The sequence below is a fragment of the Pseudoalteromonas sp. 1CM17D genome, from assembly GCF_023161805.1.
Lineage (GTDB): Bacteria > Pseudomonadota > Gammaproteobacteria > Enterobacterales > Alteromonadaceae > Pseudoalteromonas > Pseudoalteromonas atlantica.
The window spans coordinates 41,893-55,188 of sequence record NZ_JALNTP010000009.1; the positions used below are offsets into that span (position 1 = coordinate 41,893).

Genomic DNA, 13,296 nt, shown 5'->3' on the forward strand with positions numbered 1-13,296 from the left:
ACAAAATAATACTAATTTATGTAACACATTGTGAAAAACACCTGCATACTTAAAGTCAGTAAAATAATAACGAAGGAAATAGGATGGAAAAAATAATAATACTCGCCATGTTTGCACAAGTAACGTTATCGCTCGTTGTAATGTTAATTATGGGCAAGCGACGCTTTGCTGCTGCAAAAAACAAACAATTACAGTTGAGCGATTTTAAAACCATGCGCCTTGATAACGCAGGCGATACCGTACGCGTAGCTGATAGAAACTTTACCAATCAGTTTGAAATACCAGTGCTTTTTTATATCGGTTGTATTGTTGCATTGCAACTTAACAGCGCTAGCTACTTAATTACTGCGCTTGCGTGCTTATTTGTTATTTCGCGTATTGTGCATACGGTTGTTCATATTGGCAGTAATAATGTAAGAATGCGCTTTAATGTTTTTTTACTAGGCTGCGCCAGTGTGTTTGCTTTATGGCTTGCGATTGTTTGGCGAATTTTAGCATTTTAGTAAAAGCGGCTTAATTAGCCGCTTCTTTATTTACTGTTTAACACATAATTAGTATTTAGCGCGTTTTAAGCGTTTACCCACACCAAGCAGTGCAATTAAGCAAAAACCAACACCCATACTCCCACCTGAACTGCTTGATGAGCCAGCCTCTGCTGATGAATCGTCTTGGCTTATTAATGTATTGGCTGTTGGGTTTAAGTTGGCAGATGAAAGCGGGTCGTCATCTAATACCACCACACTATTAATAGTTACAAAGTTAGCGCTGCTCAGAGCGACATCGCTACTTGAGCATTGTTCACTGGTTATATCAACCAATGGGATATCGCCGCAGTGTACCAATCCAGCAATATTATCGAGCGTAGCTTGGCTTTGTGCTGTAATTTGCCCAAATACTGTAAAACCGCCATTTTGAGTATCAAGCGCTTCGCTATTATCAACCATATTAAAAAACCACTGGCTCGTTGCACTGTTTTCATCGTTGGCTAATTTAGCCATCGCAATTGTGCCCTTCACATTAGATAAAACAGGCTCATTAACAACAGCAGGCTTGGTGGTTATTGGCACTAATTCGTCGGTAAATGTAAAGCCACCACCTTGTATTACAAAGTCGCTGACTGAGCGGTGTATAACGGTTTGGTTGTATGCGTCATCTTCAATATAACTTAAAAAGTTAGCAACCGTATTGGGGGCTTGTTGATCAAACAAGTTAAGCTCTATCACCCCGTGCGAAGTTTGCATTTCAACAATAGTGGCTTGGCTAGTAAAGCACGAAAACGCAAGTAGTGAGCCAATCAGGCACTTTTTCATTATGAGTCCTTTTTGTTATTGTTATTTAAATTAAGTGTTAATACCAATCCACACTATACGCCAAGGAAAAGCATTTAGAAGGCACAACTACAATTAACACCCTTTTAGTTACACTTCATTACATATTCTTTTAAATAACACTCGCTGTATTCGCTTTGTGTAAAAGCATTTAATAATTTAATATTACTTTTAAAAATCGAATATAAAAAAGTATAAAATAAGTACGTTATTTATCGCTAAATTAGTTTAAACTAACCGCCTAATAAATTAAGCACACCATAATAAATGGGTATTTCATGCGTATAATTATTTTATTTTCAGTTATTTTATCTGTTATAGGTTGTACAAACTCACCTTTAAACACCTCCACTGCCCCACAGTATATTACTGTATTACATACTAACGATAATCATGGGCGCTTTTGGCATAACGAAAAAGGTGAATATGGTATGGCGGCGCGTAAAACGTTAATTGACGCTTTACGTAACAAAGCTCAACAGCAAGGCCATGCAGTATTGCTGCTTTCTGGCGGTGATATTAACACCGGTATACCTGAGTCAGACTTACAACACGCAGAGCCTGATTTTAAGGGGATGTCGTTACTCGGTTACGATGCTATGGCAATTGGTAACCATGAATTTGATAATCCACTGAGCGTTTTAACTAAGCAGCAACAATGGGCTACCTTTCCCTTACTGTCTGCAAATATTTTTGATAAAGCAACTGGGGAAAGCGCATTTCAAGGCTATAAAATTTTTGAAAAGGGGGGCTTAAAAATTGCGGTTATAGGACTTACCACTACAGACACCGCTAAAATAGCTAACCCACAATATATTGGCCATTTAGAATTTAAAGACCCCGTTGATGTGACGGCAGCTCTCGCTAAAAAAATTAATGAGCAATACAAACCCGATATCACTATTGCACTTACTCACATGGGCCATTATGTAGATGCAAACTTTGGGATTAATGCCCCGGGCGATGTCACACTTGCCCGCTCTTTACCCGCTAATACCTTAGATATGATTATTGGTGGTCACTCGCAAGAGCCCGTTTGTATGGCAGCTAAAAATAAAAATGATGATAACTTTAAACCCGGTCTTGCGTGTAAGCCCGATCAGCAAAACGGCACGTGGATTATGCAAGCACATGAGTGGGGCAAGTATGTGGGTAAGGCAGAGTTTAAGCTAGAAAACGAAAAGCTCACCCTACTAGATTATAAATTGCTGCCAGTTAATTTATATGTTGATGAAATTCAAGCCGATGGGTCTAGTAAACAAGTATTAGCCAACGAATACATTAAACCCGATCCGACCCTAGAAGCTTTTTTAGCAAGTTACCAAGCAAAAGGCGCAAAACAAATTGCAGGTAAAATTGGCAGTGTTGATGCGCGTTTAGAGGGCGATAGAAACAAGGTACGTTACCAACAAACTAATTTAGCGCGTGTGATTATACAAGCACAAATGAATGTAGTTGGCGCCGACTTTGGCCTAATTAGTGGTGGCGGAATAAGAAGCTCTATTGAAGCTGGCGATATTAGCTATAAAGATATTTTAAAAGTACACCCGTTTAAAAATCGCATTACTTACATGGACTGGCAAGGGCGTGATTTATGGAACTACTTAGAAACAGTGACCAGCTTCCCTGTTGATGCAGGTGCCTATTTGCAATATCACAAATTAGCGTTTACCCGTAAAAATGGCAAATTAGTCAGTGTACTCATTGATGGTAAGCCACTTGATGAAAATAAAACTTACCGTATGAGTTTAAATAGCTATAACGCATCAGGTGGTGACGGTTACCCTGCTATTAATAAACTCAAAGGGTTTGTGAGCACAGATGAAACCGATGCCCAGGCACTTAAAACCTTTGTATCGCAAAATAGTCCACTTAAAGCTGCGCAGTTTGCACCTAAATAACAAAACGTTATTAAAAGATAATGTTTAAGGAAAGTAGCTGACTACTTTCCTTTTATTTCTATGTTTCCCTTTGCAATATTTATTAAACCGTAACTGTGTAAACGTGAGCGAGAGCCCTCGCCATATGCTTTAGGCGGATAATAAATGTCTTTCATATCAGGGTGTTCGTTTAAGACTTCGTCTAGGGCTGCACGAATCTCACTGAGTGTTTTTTCTAAGCTGCTATTAAAATTTGGCCGCTTGCGTATAGTATGCCCAAGCTCAATCAACCTATAAAAGTACTTATTAGCAAGCTCTATAAGCTCATCTGGCACGTATTTATTTTGATTTAGCACAACATCTTTATTATCACGACAAAACTCTATTAATGCTAAATAAAAGCATAACGGTTTGTTAGCTAAACACACTGTAGCCTCAGGCATATAACTATTACTGAGTGTTTTAGTGTTTAAATCAATGATCAATGCCAGCTCTTTTGGTTTTCCTAAGCCAGTATCAGCGTTTAGTGATGGGCCTTTAGCATCTACAGGCATACCTATAATAGACTTCAGCCATTTGCTAAATAAAATACTCAAAACTAAAAATAACAAACAAATTAAAAATCTGTTTTCTGACCAAAACTGTGCGTTTTTCTCAAACACTAAAGAGACATGGGTAGTGCTCGATTTGAGTGTTCTTACAAACTGGTTTGGCTTTAAAGTTAAAGGTTTAGCAGATTTTGGCACAATTTTAACTAAGCGAAGGTTATTGTCTAAATAGCCGTTGAGCTTTAATAAGTAGTCTTGCACTGCATGTTGGTTACCCGAGTGCTTTAAAAGCTCATTAGAGAGCGCAATTAACGGTAAATCCAGTGCAACTTGTTTTTCGGTTTCAATAACCTGGCGTTTAATAGCGTCACTCTGCTCATTAATTACAGACACATAAAACACTAAACAGTTAATAATAAAAACAGCGCAGCCAAAAAAAACATATTTATACTTATCCATTTTTAACGCTCTCATCTTTAGCTGTTACCTGCTCTGAACTGCAATCCCAGTAAGATTGCGCCTCTTTGTAATAACTCAGTGTCTGCTCCTTTGACATATCAAGAATATGACGCTGTACAGCACATAAAAGGTCTGTATTGTTTTGCTGCATTTTTAGATACCAGCGCGAACCTGAAATTTTATTACTCAAAGGGGTTATATAATTTTTTGAAAAACGAGCAGCATCACTTTCTTTCCAAAAAGACGCAATAATATCGACCTGCCCATTAGCTAATAAGTCACGAAGCTCGCTGTGCGAACTAGCGTAAGTAATATCTAAATTGGCTAAGTTGATATTTAAATCTTTAAACATTTTCTTTGGAAGTATATGGCCAGAGCGGCTTGTAGGGTAATCTAATAAGCCTATACGCTTATCTAAAAAGTATTGTTTTGTTAAGCGTGGTTTTTCTTTTGAGGAGATAAAAAATGCGGTGTAATCAGAAAAGCCCACCACAGATTGATAGTTATAAGTTAGCTCTGCATTAAAGGCATCCATTATATTATTTTTTGCAAGTACGAGGTCTGCAATCCCTTTGCCGACAAAATCGAAGCTTTCCGTTGTACTGTCACCCCAGTAACCTTTAACTGAACCGTATTGTTTCGTTACCACGGTATCAAGGCATAGAGACTCTGTAAGCTTCTCTGCCACGCTTTGCGATGGCGTAAATACAATAAGCTGATTTTTGTTTTCACTGGCTGTTGTATAACATTGTGTTGACGTTTTTATTAGTTCTGGGAAATTTATTTCATCACTTTTAACGCTCACCTTTCCAACAGACCATGCAGCAACCATAACCAGAAACAAAAGTGTAACAAACGACAGTTTATGTAACATGACCTTTCCAAACCCCATCAATAAGATGTACCTAACAACCCTAAGGCTTTATTTGAACAATATTATTTACTTATTACAACAGGTAATTTTACCCATCAAAGGTAAGCCATTGATTTAACGCAATTATGAATAAGAAATAATGAATACTCTTGACTCCTTTCTATATTTAGCAAAAACAATCACAATGTTCACACCAGCTAATAGGTGAATAAAAATAAATGCAGGAAACATTGATGCGCATTAAAATTGCTACTCTCGTAGCAACAACGTTAATAATTGGTGCTGTTTTTACAACTTCTAAAGCGTATGCGTGGGGTCAAAATGGTCATCGAATTGTTGGGCATATTGCAGAGCAACATTTGAGTGACGAAACAGTGCAGAACCTGTTGCCACTATTAGAAGGACAATCCCTAGCTCAAATTTCTACTTGGGCAGATGAAATGCGATCTAGTCCTGAACTATTTTGGCGTAAAAAATCTTCACGCTGGCATTACATAAACCTTCCTAAAAATAAAACACTTTCTCTAAATCACGCACATACACACAGCAAAGACGATGTAACAAATATTCTAGAAGGTATTTACTTCTCTATTAATACACTTCAGTCATCTACCTCTTCCCTTAATGAAAAACAGTTTGCTTTAAAATTTTTAGTTCACTTGGTTGGCGACAGCCATCAACCATTTCATGCTGGGCGAAGTGAAGATAGAGGCGGCAATTTAATTAAAGTTGATTTTTTTGACAACGAAACCAATTTGCATAGCCTTTGGGACACTGGATTAATAGAAAATGAAAACTTAGCTTACACTGAATACGCTAAGTTTATAGATACCGACGATGCAGCATTAATTAAAACATACTTAAACAGCAGCCCTACTACTTGGCTGATGGAATCTCACAAACTGGCCGAAGATATTTATACCTCAACCAGTGATGAAGTGAGCTATAGTTATGTTTTCAAATACAATCCGCTTGTTAAGCAGCGTTTGCAAAAAGCAGGCGTTAGGCTTGCGGGTGTATTGAACTATTTATTTGATTCGTCAGATGACAACAAAAAATTAAAAATAACGACAAAATAACAATCAACCTATAAATAAAAAACCTACACACGGGAATTAATTTATGTTTATACACGGTCTGGAGTATAGCTAAAATAATACAGCTAAAAATGTATTAATTACAAAATGTAAATAATTAATTGTAAAAGGAATTATAAAATTTGCATTTCATAATACTGTCACATAACGGCGGTAACATAACAATAAGTAATTAATCCAAATTTAGTTAAGTATACAAGTATAAATTGTGCAAATTAATTTTGCATATTACAAGAGTATAAATTCAACAACACTGCTGACTTTATACTACTTAAAATAACAATTTAATTATAACTTTCACGGGAAATGAAAATGAAGACTAAACTTCAAAAAACAGCACTCTCACTTGCTATCGCTGCGTGTGTAAGTGTAAGTGGCGCTGCATTCGCCAACGAAACAACCTCTGCGATTAAGGGTCAAATTACCGGTCCAAACGGTAACCCAGCTCCAGGTACCAAAATAACAATTTTACACGTACCGTCTGGCTCAGTTAAAACAACAGAAGCAAACGATGCAGGTTACTTTACTGCTAAAGGCCTTCGTGTTGGTGGTCCTTACAAGGTAATCGTTGATTCTGATGTTTATGCTGATCAAGAATTTAATAACATTATCCTAAACATTGGTAACGATTACCCAGTAAATGCTGCACTTGAGCCACAATCAAGCATGGAGCAAATTGTAGTAACAGGTGCACCTATCAGCTCTATGTCTGGTGGTACTGGCCCAGCGTCTACATTTACTTTAACTGATCTTGAAAACACGCCTGCTATTAACCGTGATTTAAAAGATATCATTCGTATTGACCCGCGTATCACAATTGATGATAGCCGTGGTTCAATCAACTGTGGTGGTGGTAACCCTCGTTACAACAGCTTAACGCTAGATGGCGTTCGTATGAACGATAACTTTGGTTTAAGCTCTAACGGTTACCCTACTATTCGTGCCCCTTTCTCGTTTGATTCAATTGAGCAAGTTTCAGCTGAGCTAGCACCATTTGACGTACAGTACGGTGGCTTTACCTCATGTAACATTAATGCGGTAACAAAATCTGGTGGAAATGAAGTTCACGGTGGCATCTTCTATGATTACACAAGCGATTCATTAAAAGGCGATAAAATCGAAGGCGAAGACGTTGATAACGGTAACTACACCGAAAAACGTTACGGCTTTAACGTTGGCTTACCGTTAATCGAAGATAAACTGTTTTTATTCACTTCATACGAAAAGCTTGAAGGTGTGCAACAGTTTAACTACGACGGTTTAAGCAGCGGCAGTGTAACAGCAGATGATATTGCTCGTATTACAAACATTGCTCAAACTGTATATGGCTATGACGTAGGCGGTACTCCTTCAAGTATGCCGGTTGAAGATGAAAAAATCTTAGTTAAATTAGATTGGAACATCAACGAAGATCACCGTGCAAACTTAATCTACAACTACAACGACGGTAATACGGTTTCACAGTCAGACACTGGTTCTAGCCGTGTTTCACTATCAAACCACTTTTACGACCAAAGTGCAGAATTTACTTCAATTATCGCGTCTGTGTATTCAGATTGGTCAGATGATTTTTCAACTGAAGTTCGTATTGGTAAATCAGAATTAGACGCAACGGTACAATCGCTTGATGCTGCAAGCAGCTTTGGTGAAATGCAAATAAGCACAGGTAACGGTGGTACAGTTTACATTGGTCCAGATGATTCTCGTCAATCAAATGATTTAGATTACGATACCACTACATTTAAAGTAGCTGGTACTTACTACCTTGACCAACATACCATTACAGCTGGCTATGAGTTTGAAGAGTTAGACGTATTTAACTTATTCGTACAACATACTGAAGGCGAGTACCGTTTTTATAACGAAAGAGATTCAGACGTAACGGGTATTGATTTATTTGAGCAAGGTATCGCAAACGCTGTTTACTACAACAATGCTGCCGGTACTAATGATCCTAACGATGCGGCTGCAAGTTTCTCATACGCTCAGCATACGTTTTATGTTCAAGACGAATATGCATTTACAGACTTAGATGCAAACATCACATTTGGTTTACGCTACGATAAATACACAAGTGATGACGTACCAAACTTTAACCAAAACTATACTGACCGCTATGGTTTTAGTAACCAAAGCACGTTTGATGGTATTGATTTACTTCAACCACGTGTTGGCTTCCAGTGGTATGCAACAGACGAGTTAGAAGTTCGTGCTGGTGTTGGCTTATTCTCTGGTGGTAACCCAAATGTTTGGTTATCTAACTCTTACTCTAACGATGGTATTACAAACATCGGTACATTCCGCAGCTCGGTTGATTTATTCAACACGCCAAACGTAAATGGCGGCGCGCCTGGTTTTGAAGTACCGCAAGAGATGTTTGATGAAGTTGCTAACACTGTAATTGGCTCAGGTGATGCTACAGTAAATGCAGTTGACCCAGACTTTGAAATTCCTTCAGAGTGGAAATACTCAATCGGTGCAACATACACAACTGAAAACGAGTATGTTATTTCACTTGATTACTTATACTCTAAGAAGAAAGATGCTGCCTTAATGCGCGACATCGCACTTCAGGATTCGGGCGAAACTACATTTGATGGTCGTCCTATTTACGAGTCAATCGAAGGCCGTGATGGTGAATACCTTCTTACAAATGTAAGTGGTGATAGCGGTGATTCATCGGTTATTTCATTAGCTGTAAGCAAAATGTTTGACAATGGCGTAAGCGTTAACTTTGGTTACGCATACACAGATTCAGACGATGTTAACCCAATGACAAGCTCTGTTGCGGGCTCAAACTACGGTAATATTGCGCTAACGGATCCTGGTAACCCTGGTGTTGCATCATCAGATTACGAAATCCCACATCGTTTTACTATGACGCTTGGCTACACGCATGAGTTTGTTGATGGTTTTGCTACTCGCTTTAACCTATACGGTGAAGCATACAAAGGCTTACCATACAGCTACACATTTGATGGTAGCGACGAAAATGTATGGGGCGATGCTAACTGGAATGGTGACCGTCAGTTACTTTACGTACCACTTGAAAACGATCCTAACGTTGTTTACGACATGAGCGCTGATGAAATTAACGCGTTTAACGATTTTATCGCGTCTAACGGTTTAGAGCGTGGTGAAATCACTGGCCGTAATGCTGAAAACTCAGATTGGTTTGTTAAATTTAACTTTAAAGTTACTCAAGAATTACCAGGCTTTATGGATGGCCATAAAGGTGAAGCGTTCTTCGTAATTGATAACTTAACTAACCTATTAAACGATGATTGGGGCGTACTTAAAAAAGGTCCTTTCGTTGGCGCTAGCATGATTTCAACATCAATTGATGAGCAAGGCCGTTACGTTTACTCTGGCTTTAATGAAAACAACGCAAATACATCAGTACAATCTGATGCGTCATTATGGCAAATGCGTGTAGGTGTTCGCTACACTTTCTAATCGCATTAGCGTAAAAACGACTAATTAAAGCCCATCTTTTGATGGGCTTTTTTTTACCAACCAGCTTAATTAAATGATCTATTTTAATGATAGATAAATGTGTTGAGAGCTAGGCAAAAAATCCTTATTTAGTTTTCTAAATATGAATTTTATAACGCAAATAGCGACACATTTAGCCCCTCAAAATGATTAAGTATTATTGCGAATTGATTTTATAAGGCACCTTTAAGCTCTTTTAGTAAATTTAGCAATTGGACTTGTTGCTGCTTACTAAATTTTTCAGCTAATTGTGCTTCCCAGTTTTGTGCATCACGTGCTATGAGCTTGTAAAGTGCATTGCCCTGCTCATTTAACATAACCTGCGTTACTCGCTTATCTTGCTGATTTAGTTGTGCTTCAACATACCCTCTTTGCAGCAATGATTTTATAACTCGTGAAACCGTTGACTTGTCCATATTGGCCTGTGTACATAAATCTTTTGCATTGCTTTTGCCATATTGTGCTAAGTTTGCCAACACCCGCCATTGAGGGATGGTTAAGTTGTATTTTTGCTGATAAACACGCGCAAAATCATCGCTTATGAGATTTGCCATTTGGTTTAACTGATAGGGCAAAAACTGCTCTAGATCTATTTCCATTATTACTTTCTCATCGCATTTACACACTGTGAAAACTGTGCATTTTTATTTACAGGCTAAAACATGCGCCCATTTGAAATTACTCTCACTTGAGAGTACTTTAAACTAATTAGGGCCTGTTGACCTTTCAGGATTGAAATTTGTTCAATCTAGGGGCCATTTAATCGCGGCGCGAGGTTTGTAACCTAGTGGGCTAAGTAAAAACCGAGCAACAAAGAGTAAATGGCCCCTAGGCAGAACCCTTCGGGCAGCGCCTGTTTGGCATTTATGCTACGTTATCGCCTATTTATGGGGAACAACCACACTGCATAGGCTCTGCCTTGCCTAATTCCCAAACAGACTGCTGCAAATTCAACTTCGAAAGATAAACAGGCCCTAGAAAGATAAAACAATGTCACTCTCACAGGATCTAAATATGGCCAGCGAAATAAACTACATGAGCGGTTTTGGCAATGAGTTTGAAACCGAAGCGCTACCCGGTGCATTGCCTGTTGGGCAATTTACCCCACAAAAGGTGAAGTACAATTTATACACCGAGCAATTTAGCAGCACGGCCTTTACGGCACCGCGAGCCGCTAATCGTCGCACGTGGCTGTACCGCCTTCGTCCATCGGTGGTACAAGGTGAATACACCGCTATAGATAACGCACTAATAAGAACAGCGCCTATAACTGAAGCAATTACGCCACCTACAATGATGCGCTGGAGCCCTATTGATATTCCCACAAAGCCTACTGATTTTATTGATGGCTTAATTACCATGGCTGCAAATGGCAGTGCCAATGGGCAAACCGGTATTGGTATTCATGTTTATGTTGCTAACAGTTCTATGCAAGAGCGTTATTTTTGTAATGCCGATGGTGAGCTGTTGGTTGTGCCTCAGCATGGCAAACTGTTATTACACACTGAATGCGGAAAGCTCACAGTAAAGCCGGGGGAAATTGCCGTCATTCCTCGCGGGATTAAATTCTCGGTTGATTTAATTGATGAAACCGCACGTGGCTACATTTGTGAAAACTATGGTCACGCATTTGAACTTGCCGAGCGCGGCCCCGTCGGGGCAAATGGCTATGCCAACGACAGAGACTTTAAATACCCTGTCGCTGCATTTGAAGATAAAGAAGGTAGCTTTGAATTAGTCACTAAATTTAACGGTCATTTATTTAGTTGCCCTATCACACACTCGCCTTTTGATGTAGTTGCTTGGACCGGTAACAGCGCACCGTACAAATACGACTTAGCGCGTTTTAATGTTATTAATACCGTGAGTTTTGACCACCCAGATCCTTCTATATTTACTGTACTTACCTCCCCTTCAGCCACTGAAGGCATGGCAAATGTAGATTTTGTAATTTTTCCACCGCGCTGGATGGTGGCAGAGAATACATTTAGACCTCCTTACTATCATCGCAATATTATGAGTGAGTTTATGGGGTTAATAGAAGGGGTTTACGATGCAAAAGAGCACGGGTTTGTACCAGGAGGCGCTAGTTTGCATAATTGTATGTCACCACATGGGCCTGAAGCCGAGGTATTCGAAAAAGCATCTAACGCTGAGCTGGCACCGCAAAAATACGAGAACACGTTGGCCTTTATGTTTGAGTCTCGTTACATAATATCCCCCACTAGATATGCCCTTGAAGGAAAAGAGCGCCAAACTAATTACACTCAGTGCTGGCGAAGTATCACAAAACATTTTACAGGCGAGGAATAATAACAATGAAACTATACAGCTACTTTCGCTCATCTGCCGCATACCGTGTACGCATAGCACTTAATTTAAAAGGCATTGAGCATGATATGCAATTCGTTAATTTACTTAAATCGGAACAGCTAGCGCAGCCTTACTTAGATAAAAATGTGCAAGGTTTACTTCCTGCTCTTGAAACGGACGAAGGCGTATTAGCGCAATCACTCGCTATTTTAGAGTGGTTAGATGAAAGCTATCCGCAAACGCCGTTAATTTATGGCACTGCATGGCAAAAAGCGCAAATTCGTAATATTAGCTATGCAGTGGCATGTGATATTCATCCAGTAAATAATTTACGAGTGCTGAAGTATTTAAGTAACGAATTGGGTGTAGACGAGCAAGCTAAAGCCGCCTGGTATAGGCATTGGGTAGAGCTTGGGTTTGAAAAAATTGAAATGATGCTAAGTGAAAACAATGAGTTTTGCGTAGGCAATACACCCACTCTCGCTGATATATGTTTAGTGCCACAGGTATTTAATGCGTTGCGTTTTAATGTAGATATGGCTGCGTATCCAAAAATTGCAGCCATTTATGCACGTTGTAATGCATTACCCGCTTTTAGTGACGCCGCGCCGCAAAATCAGCGCGATGCAGTTTAACTTTTTAATGCGCAGTGAATAACACTCACGTGCTCTATTAAATCAAGGCCCAGTTCGGTTAAATAGCCGCCATCTGGGCTGTCTATCACGCCTTTATCAAACAACCTTTGTGCCGCGCTTAATAAATTTGGTTCAGCATCCGAATGTAACTTAATCCCTTGCATTTTGCTCTCACGTGGAAATTTAGCTAATAACGTAAATTCATCTATCATTGTTTGATTAAATTGCATGTGTTCACCTTTTTATAATTGTGTGTTTAAGTCAGTGTTGTTTAACGCTATTACTTACCCTAGCATGTTTTTTAATCGTGTGTACTATTTTTAAACTATCAAAATTCGAGGTTACTCATGCGCCATATTATGGTTTTATTTATTTTTTTAATTGCGTTCACTTTAGCCCCTAGCAGTTATGCAAAAACAGTCAAAACGCATTCTATTATTGACGCTAATGAGATTATTAATAATGGTGATATTTGTTGGTACGACAACAAACGTTATAGTGAAGGCGCGCTGGTGCAAGTACATTCTTTTACCTTAGTGTGCGCTGCTAATAACCCGCAACATAATAACAGTGAGCTAATTTGGCTAAAATTAGATAAAAAAGGCAATATTGTTTATCCCACGAAGCCTAAAACCATTACGGTCAATTAGCGCTAAAACAGGATTTA

General features: G+C 38.9%; 12 protein-coding genes. 7 read left to right on the forward strand and 5 right to left on the reverse strand.

Going from position 1 to position 13,296, the window contains the following annotated elements:
* Window positions 1-83 precede the first annotated feature (83 nt).
* Window positions 84-503 (forward strand): MAPEG family protein, encoded by a 420-nt coding sequence (locus tag MSC25_RS15330; protein ID WP_004588731.1) that lies wholly within the window; start codon window positions 84-86, stop codon window positions 501-503.
* Window positions 504-551: 48 nt separating this feature from the next.
* On the opposite strand, the gene MSC25_RS15335 is transcribed toward MSC25_RS15330, so the two are convergent.
* On the reverse strand, window positions 552-1,310 hold the full coding sequence (locus MSC25_RS15335; protein WP_248443895.1) for a peptidylprolyl isomerase: 759 nt from the start codon (window positions 1,308-1,310) through the stop codon (window positions 552-554).
* A 296-nt stretch (window positions 1,311-1,606) separates the two neighbouring features.
* Here MSC25_RS15335 and ushA point away from each other — a divergent pair, with 296 nt between their 5' ends.
* The gene (ushA, locus tag MSC25_RS15340) at window positions 1,607-3,229 is read left to right on the forward strand and encodes a bifunctional UDP-sugar hydrolase/5'-nucleotidase UshA (RefSeq protein ID WP_248443896.1); all 1,623 of its coding nucleotides are present in this window, start codon (window positions 1,607-1,609) and stop codon (window positions 3,227-3,229) included.
* Between the two features lie 41 nt (window positions 3,230-3,270).
* Here ushA and MSC25_RS15345 read toward each other — a convergent pair whose 3' ends face one another.
* Together MSC25_RS15345 and MSC25_RS15350 are read right to left on the reverse strand one after the other, a co-directional pair.
* On the reverse strand, window positions 3,271-4,215 hold the full coding sequence (locus tag MSC25_RS15345) for a hypothetical protein (protein WP_248443897.1): 945 nt from the start codon (window positions 4,213-4,215) through the stop codon (window positions 3,271-3,273).
* Window positions 4,208-5,089, reverse strand: coding sequence for a hypothetical protein (locus MSC25_RS15350; RefSeq protein ID WP_004588735.1), 882 nt, complete (start codon window positions 5,087-5,089; stop codon window positions 4,208-4,210). The genes MSC25_RS15345 and MSC25_RS15350 overlap by 8 nt, the downstream gene beginning before the upstream one ends.
* Window positions 5,090-5,322: 233 nt before the next feature.
* Between MSC25_RS15350 and MSC25_RS15355 the strand changes: the two genes are divergently transcribed.
* Both MSC25_RS15355 and MSC25_RS15360 read left to right on the forward strand, forming a co-directional pair.
* On the forward strand, window positions 5,323-6,168 hold the full coding sequence (locus MSC25_RS15355) for a S1/P1 nuclease (RefSeq protein WP_054981842.1): 846 nt from the start codon (window positions 5,323-5,325) through the stop codon (window positions 6,166-6,168).
* A 330-nt stretch (window positions 6,169-6,498) separates the two neighbouring features.
* Window positions 6,499-9,642, forward strand: a complete 3,144-nt coding sequence (locus MSC25_RS15360; protein ID WP_024031917.1) for a TonB-dependent receptor — start codon at window positions 6,499-6,501, stop codon at window positions 9,640-9,642.
* A gap of 212 nt (window positions 9,643-9,854) precedes the next feature.
* Here the strand turns inward: MSC25_RS15360 and MSC25_RS15365 are convergent, their stop codons facing one another.
* The gene (locus tag MSC25_RS15365; protein WP_121638441.1) at window positions 9,855-10,280 is read right to left on the reverse strand and encodes a MarR family transcriptional regulator; all 426 of its coding nucleotides are present in this window, start codon (window positions 10,278-10,280) and stop codon (window positions 9,855-9,857) included.
* Window positions 10,281-10,695: 415 nt separating this feature from the next.
* On the opposite strand from MSC25_RS15365, the gene hmgA reads away from it, so the two are divergent.
* Together hmgA and maiA are read left to right on the forward strand one after the other, a co-directional pair.
* Complete coding sequence (hmgA, locus tag MSC25_RS15370) at window positions 10,696-11,994, forward strand: homogentisate 1,2-dioxygenase (protein WP_248443959.1); 1,299 nt, start codon at window positions 10,696-10,698, stop codon at window positions 11,992-11,994.
* Window positions 11,995-11,999: 5 nt separating this feature from the next.
* Complete coding sequence (maiA, locus tag MSC25_RS15375) at window positions 12,000-12,629, forward strand: maleylacetoacetate isomerase (protein WP_024031919.1); 630 nt, start codon at window positions 12,000-12,002, stop codon at window positions 12,627-12,629.
* Here the strand turns inward: maiA and MSC25_RS15380 are convergent.
* Window positions 12,626-12,859 carry a TIGR02647 family protein gene (locus tag MSC25_RS15380; protein WP_004588741.1) on the reverse strand — a complete coding sequence of 78 codons (234 nt, stop codon included), beginning with the start codon at window positions 12,857-12,859 and terminating at the stop codon, window positions 12,626-12,628. The genes maiA and MSC25_RS15380 overlap by 4 nt on opposite strands.
* Window positions 12,860-12,976: 117 nt before the next feature.
* Between MSC25_RS15380 and MSC25_RS15385 the strand changes: the two genes are divergently transcribed.
* The gene (locus tag MSC25_RS15385; protein WP_004588742.1) at window positions 12,977-13,279 is read left to right on the forward strand and encodes a DUF1496 domain-containing protein; all 303 of its coding nucleotides are present in this window, start codon (window positions 12,977-12,979) and stop codon (window positions 13,277-13,279) included.
* Window positions 13,280-13,296 lie beyond the last annotated feature (17 nt).

Bases quoted from the DNA above. Each gene is read 5' to 3' on its own strand.
- MSC25_RS15330 (WP_004588731.1), top strand. From the start codon at position 84: ATGGAAAAAATAATAATACTCGCCATGTTTGCACAAGTAACGTTATCG.
- MSC25_RS15335 (WP_248443895.1), bottom strand. From the start codon at position 1,310: ATGAAAAAGTGCCTGATTGGCTCACTACTTGCGTTTTCGTGCTTTACT.
- ushA (WP_248443896.1), top strand. From the start codon at position 1,607: ATGCGTATAATTATTTTATTTTCAGTTATTTTATCTGTTATAGGTTGT.
- MSC25_RS15345 (WP_248443897.1), bottom strand. From the start codon at position 4,215: ATGGATAAGTATAAATATGTTTTTTTTGGCTGCGCTGTTTTTATTATT.
- MSC25_RS15350 (WP_004588735.1), bottom strand. From the start codon at position 5,089: ATGTTACATAAACTGTCGTTTGTTACACTTTTGTTTCTGGTTATGGTT.
- MSC25_RS15355 (WP_054981842.1), top strand. From the start codon at position 5,323: ATGCGCATTAAAATTGCTACTCTCGTAGCAACAACGTTAATAATTGGT.
- MSC25_RS15360 (WP_024031917.1), top strand. From the start codon at position 6,499: ATGAAGACTAAACTTCAAAAAACAGCACTCTCACTTGCTATCGCTGCG.
- MSC25_RS15365 (WP_121638441.1), bottom strand. From the start codon at position 10,280: ATGGAAATAGATCTAGAGCAGTTTTTGCCCTATCAGTTAAACCAAATG.
- hmgA (WP_248443959.1), top strand. From the start codon at position 10,696: ATGGCCAGCGAAATAAACTACATGAGCGGTTTTGGCAATGAGTTTGAA.
- maiA (WP_024031919.1), top strand. From the start codon at position 12,000: ATGAAACTATACAGCTACTTTCGCTCATCTGCCGCATACCGTGTACGC.
- MSC25_RS15380 (WP_004588741.1), bottom strand. From the start codon at position 12,859: ATGCAATTTAATCAAACAATGATAGATGAATTTACGTTATTAGCTAAA.
- MSC25_RS15385 (WP_004588742.1), top strand. From the start codon at position 12,977: ATGCGCCATATTATGGTTTTATTTATTTTTTTAATTGCGTTCACTTTA.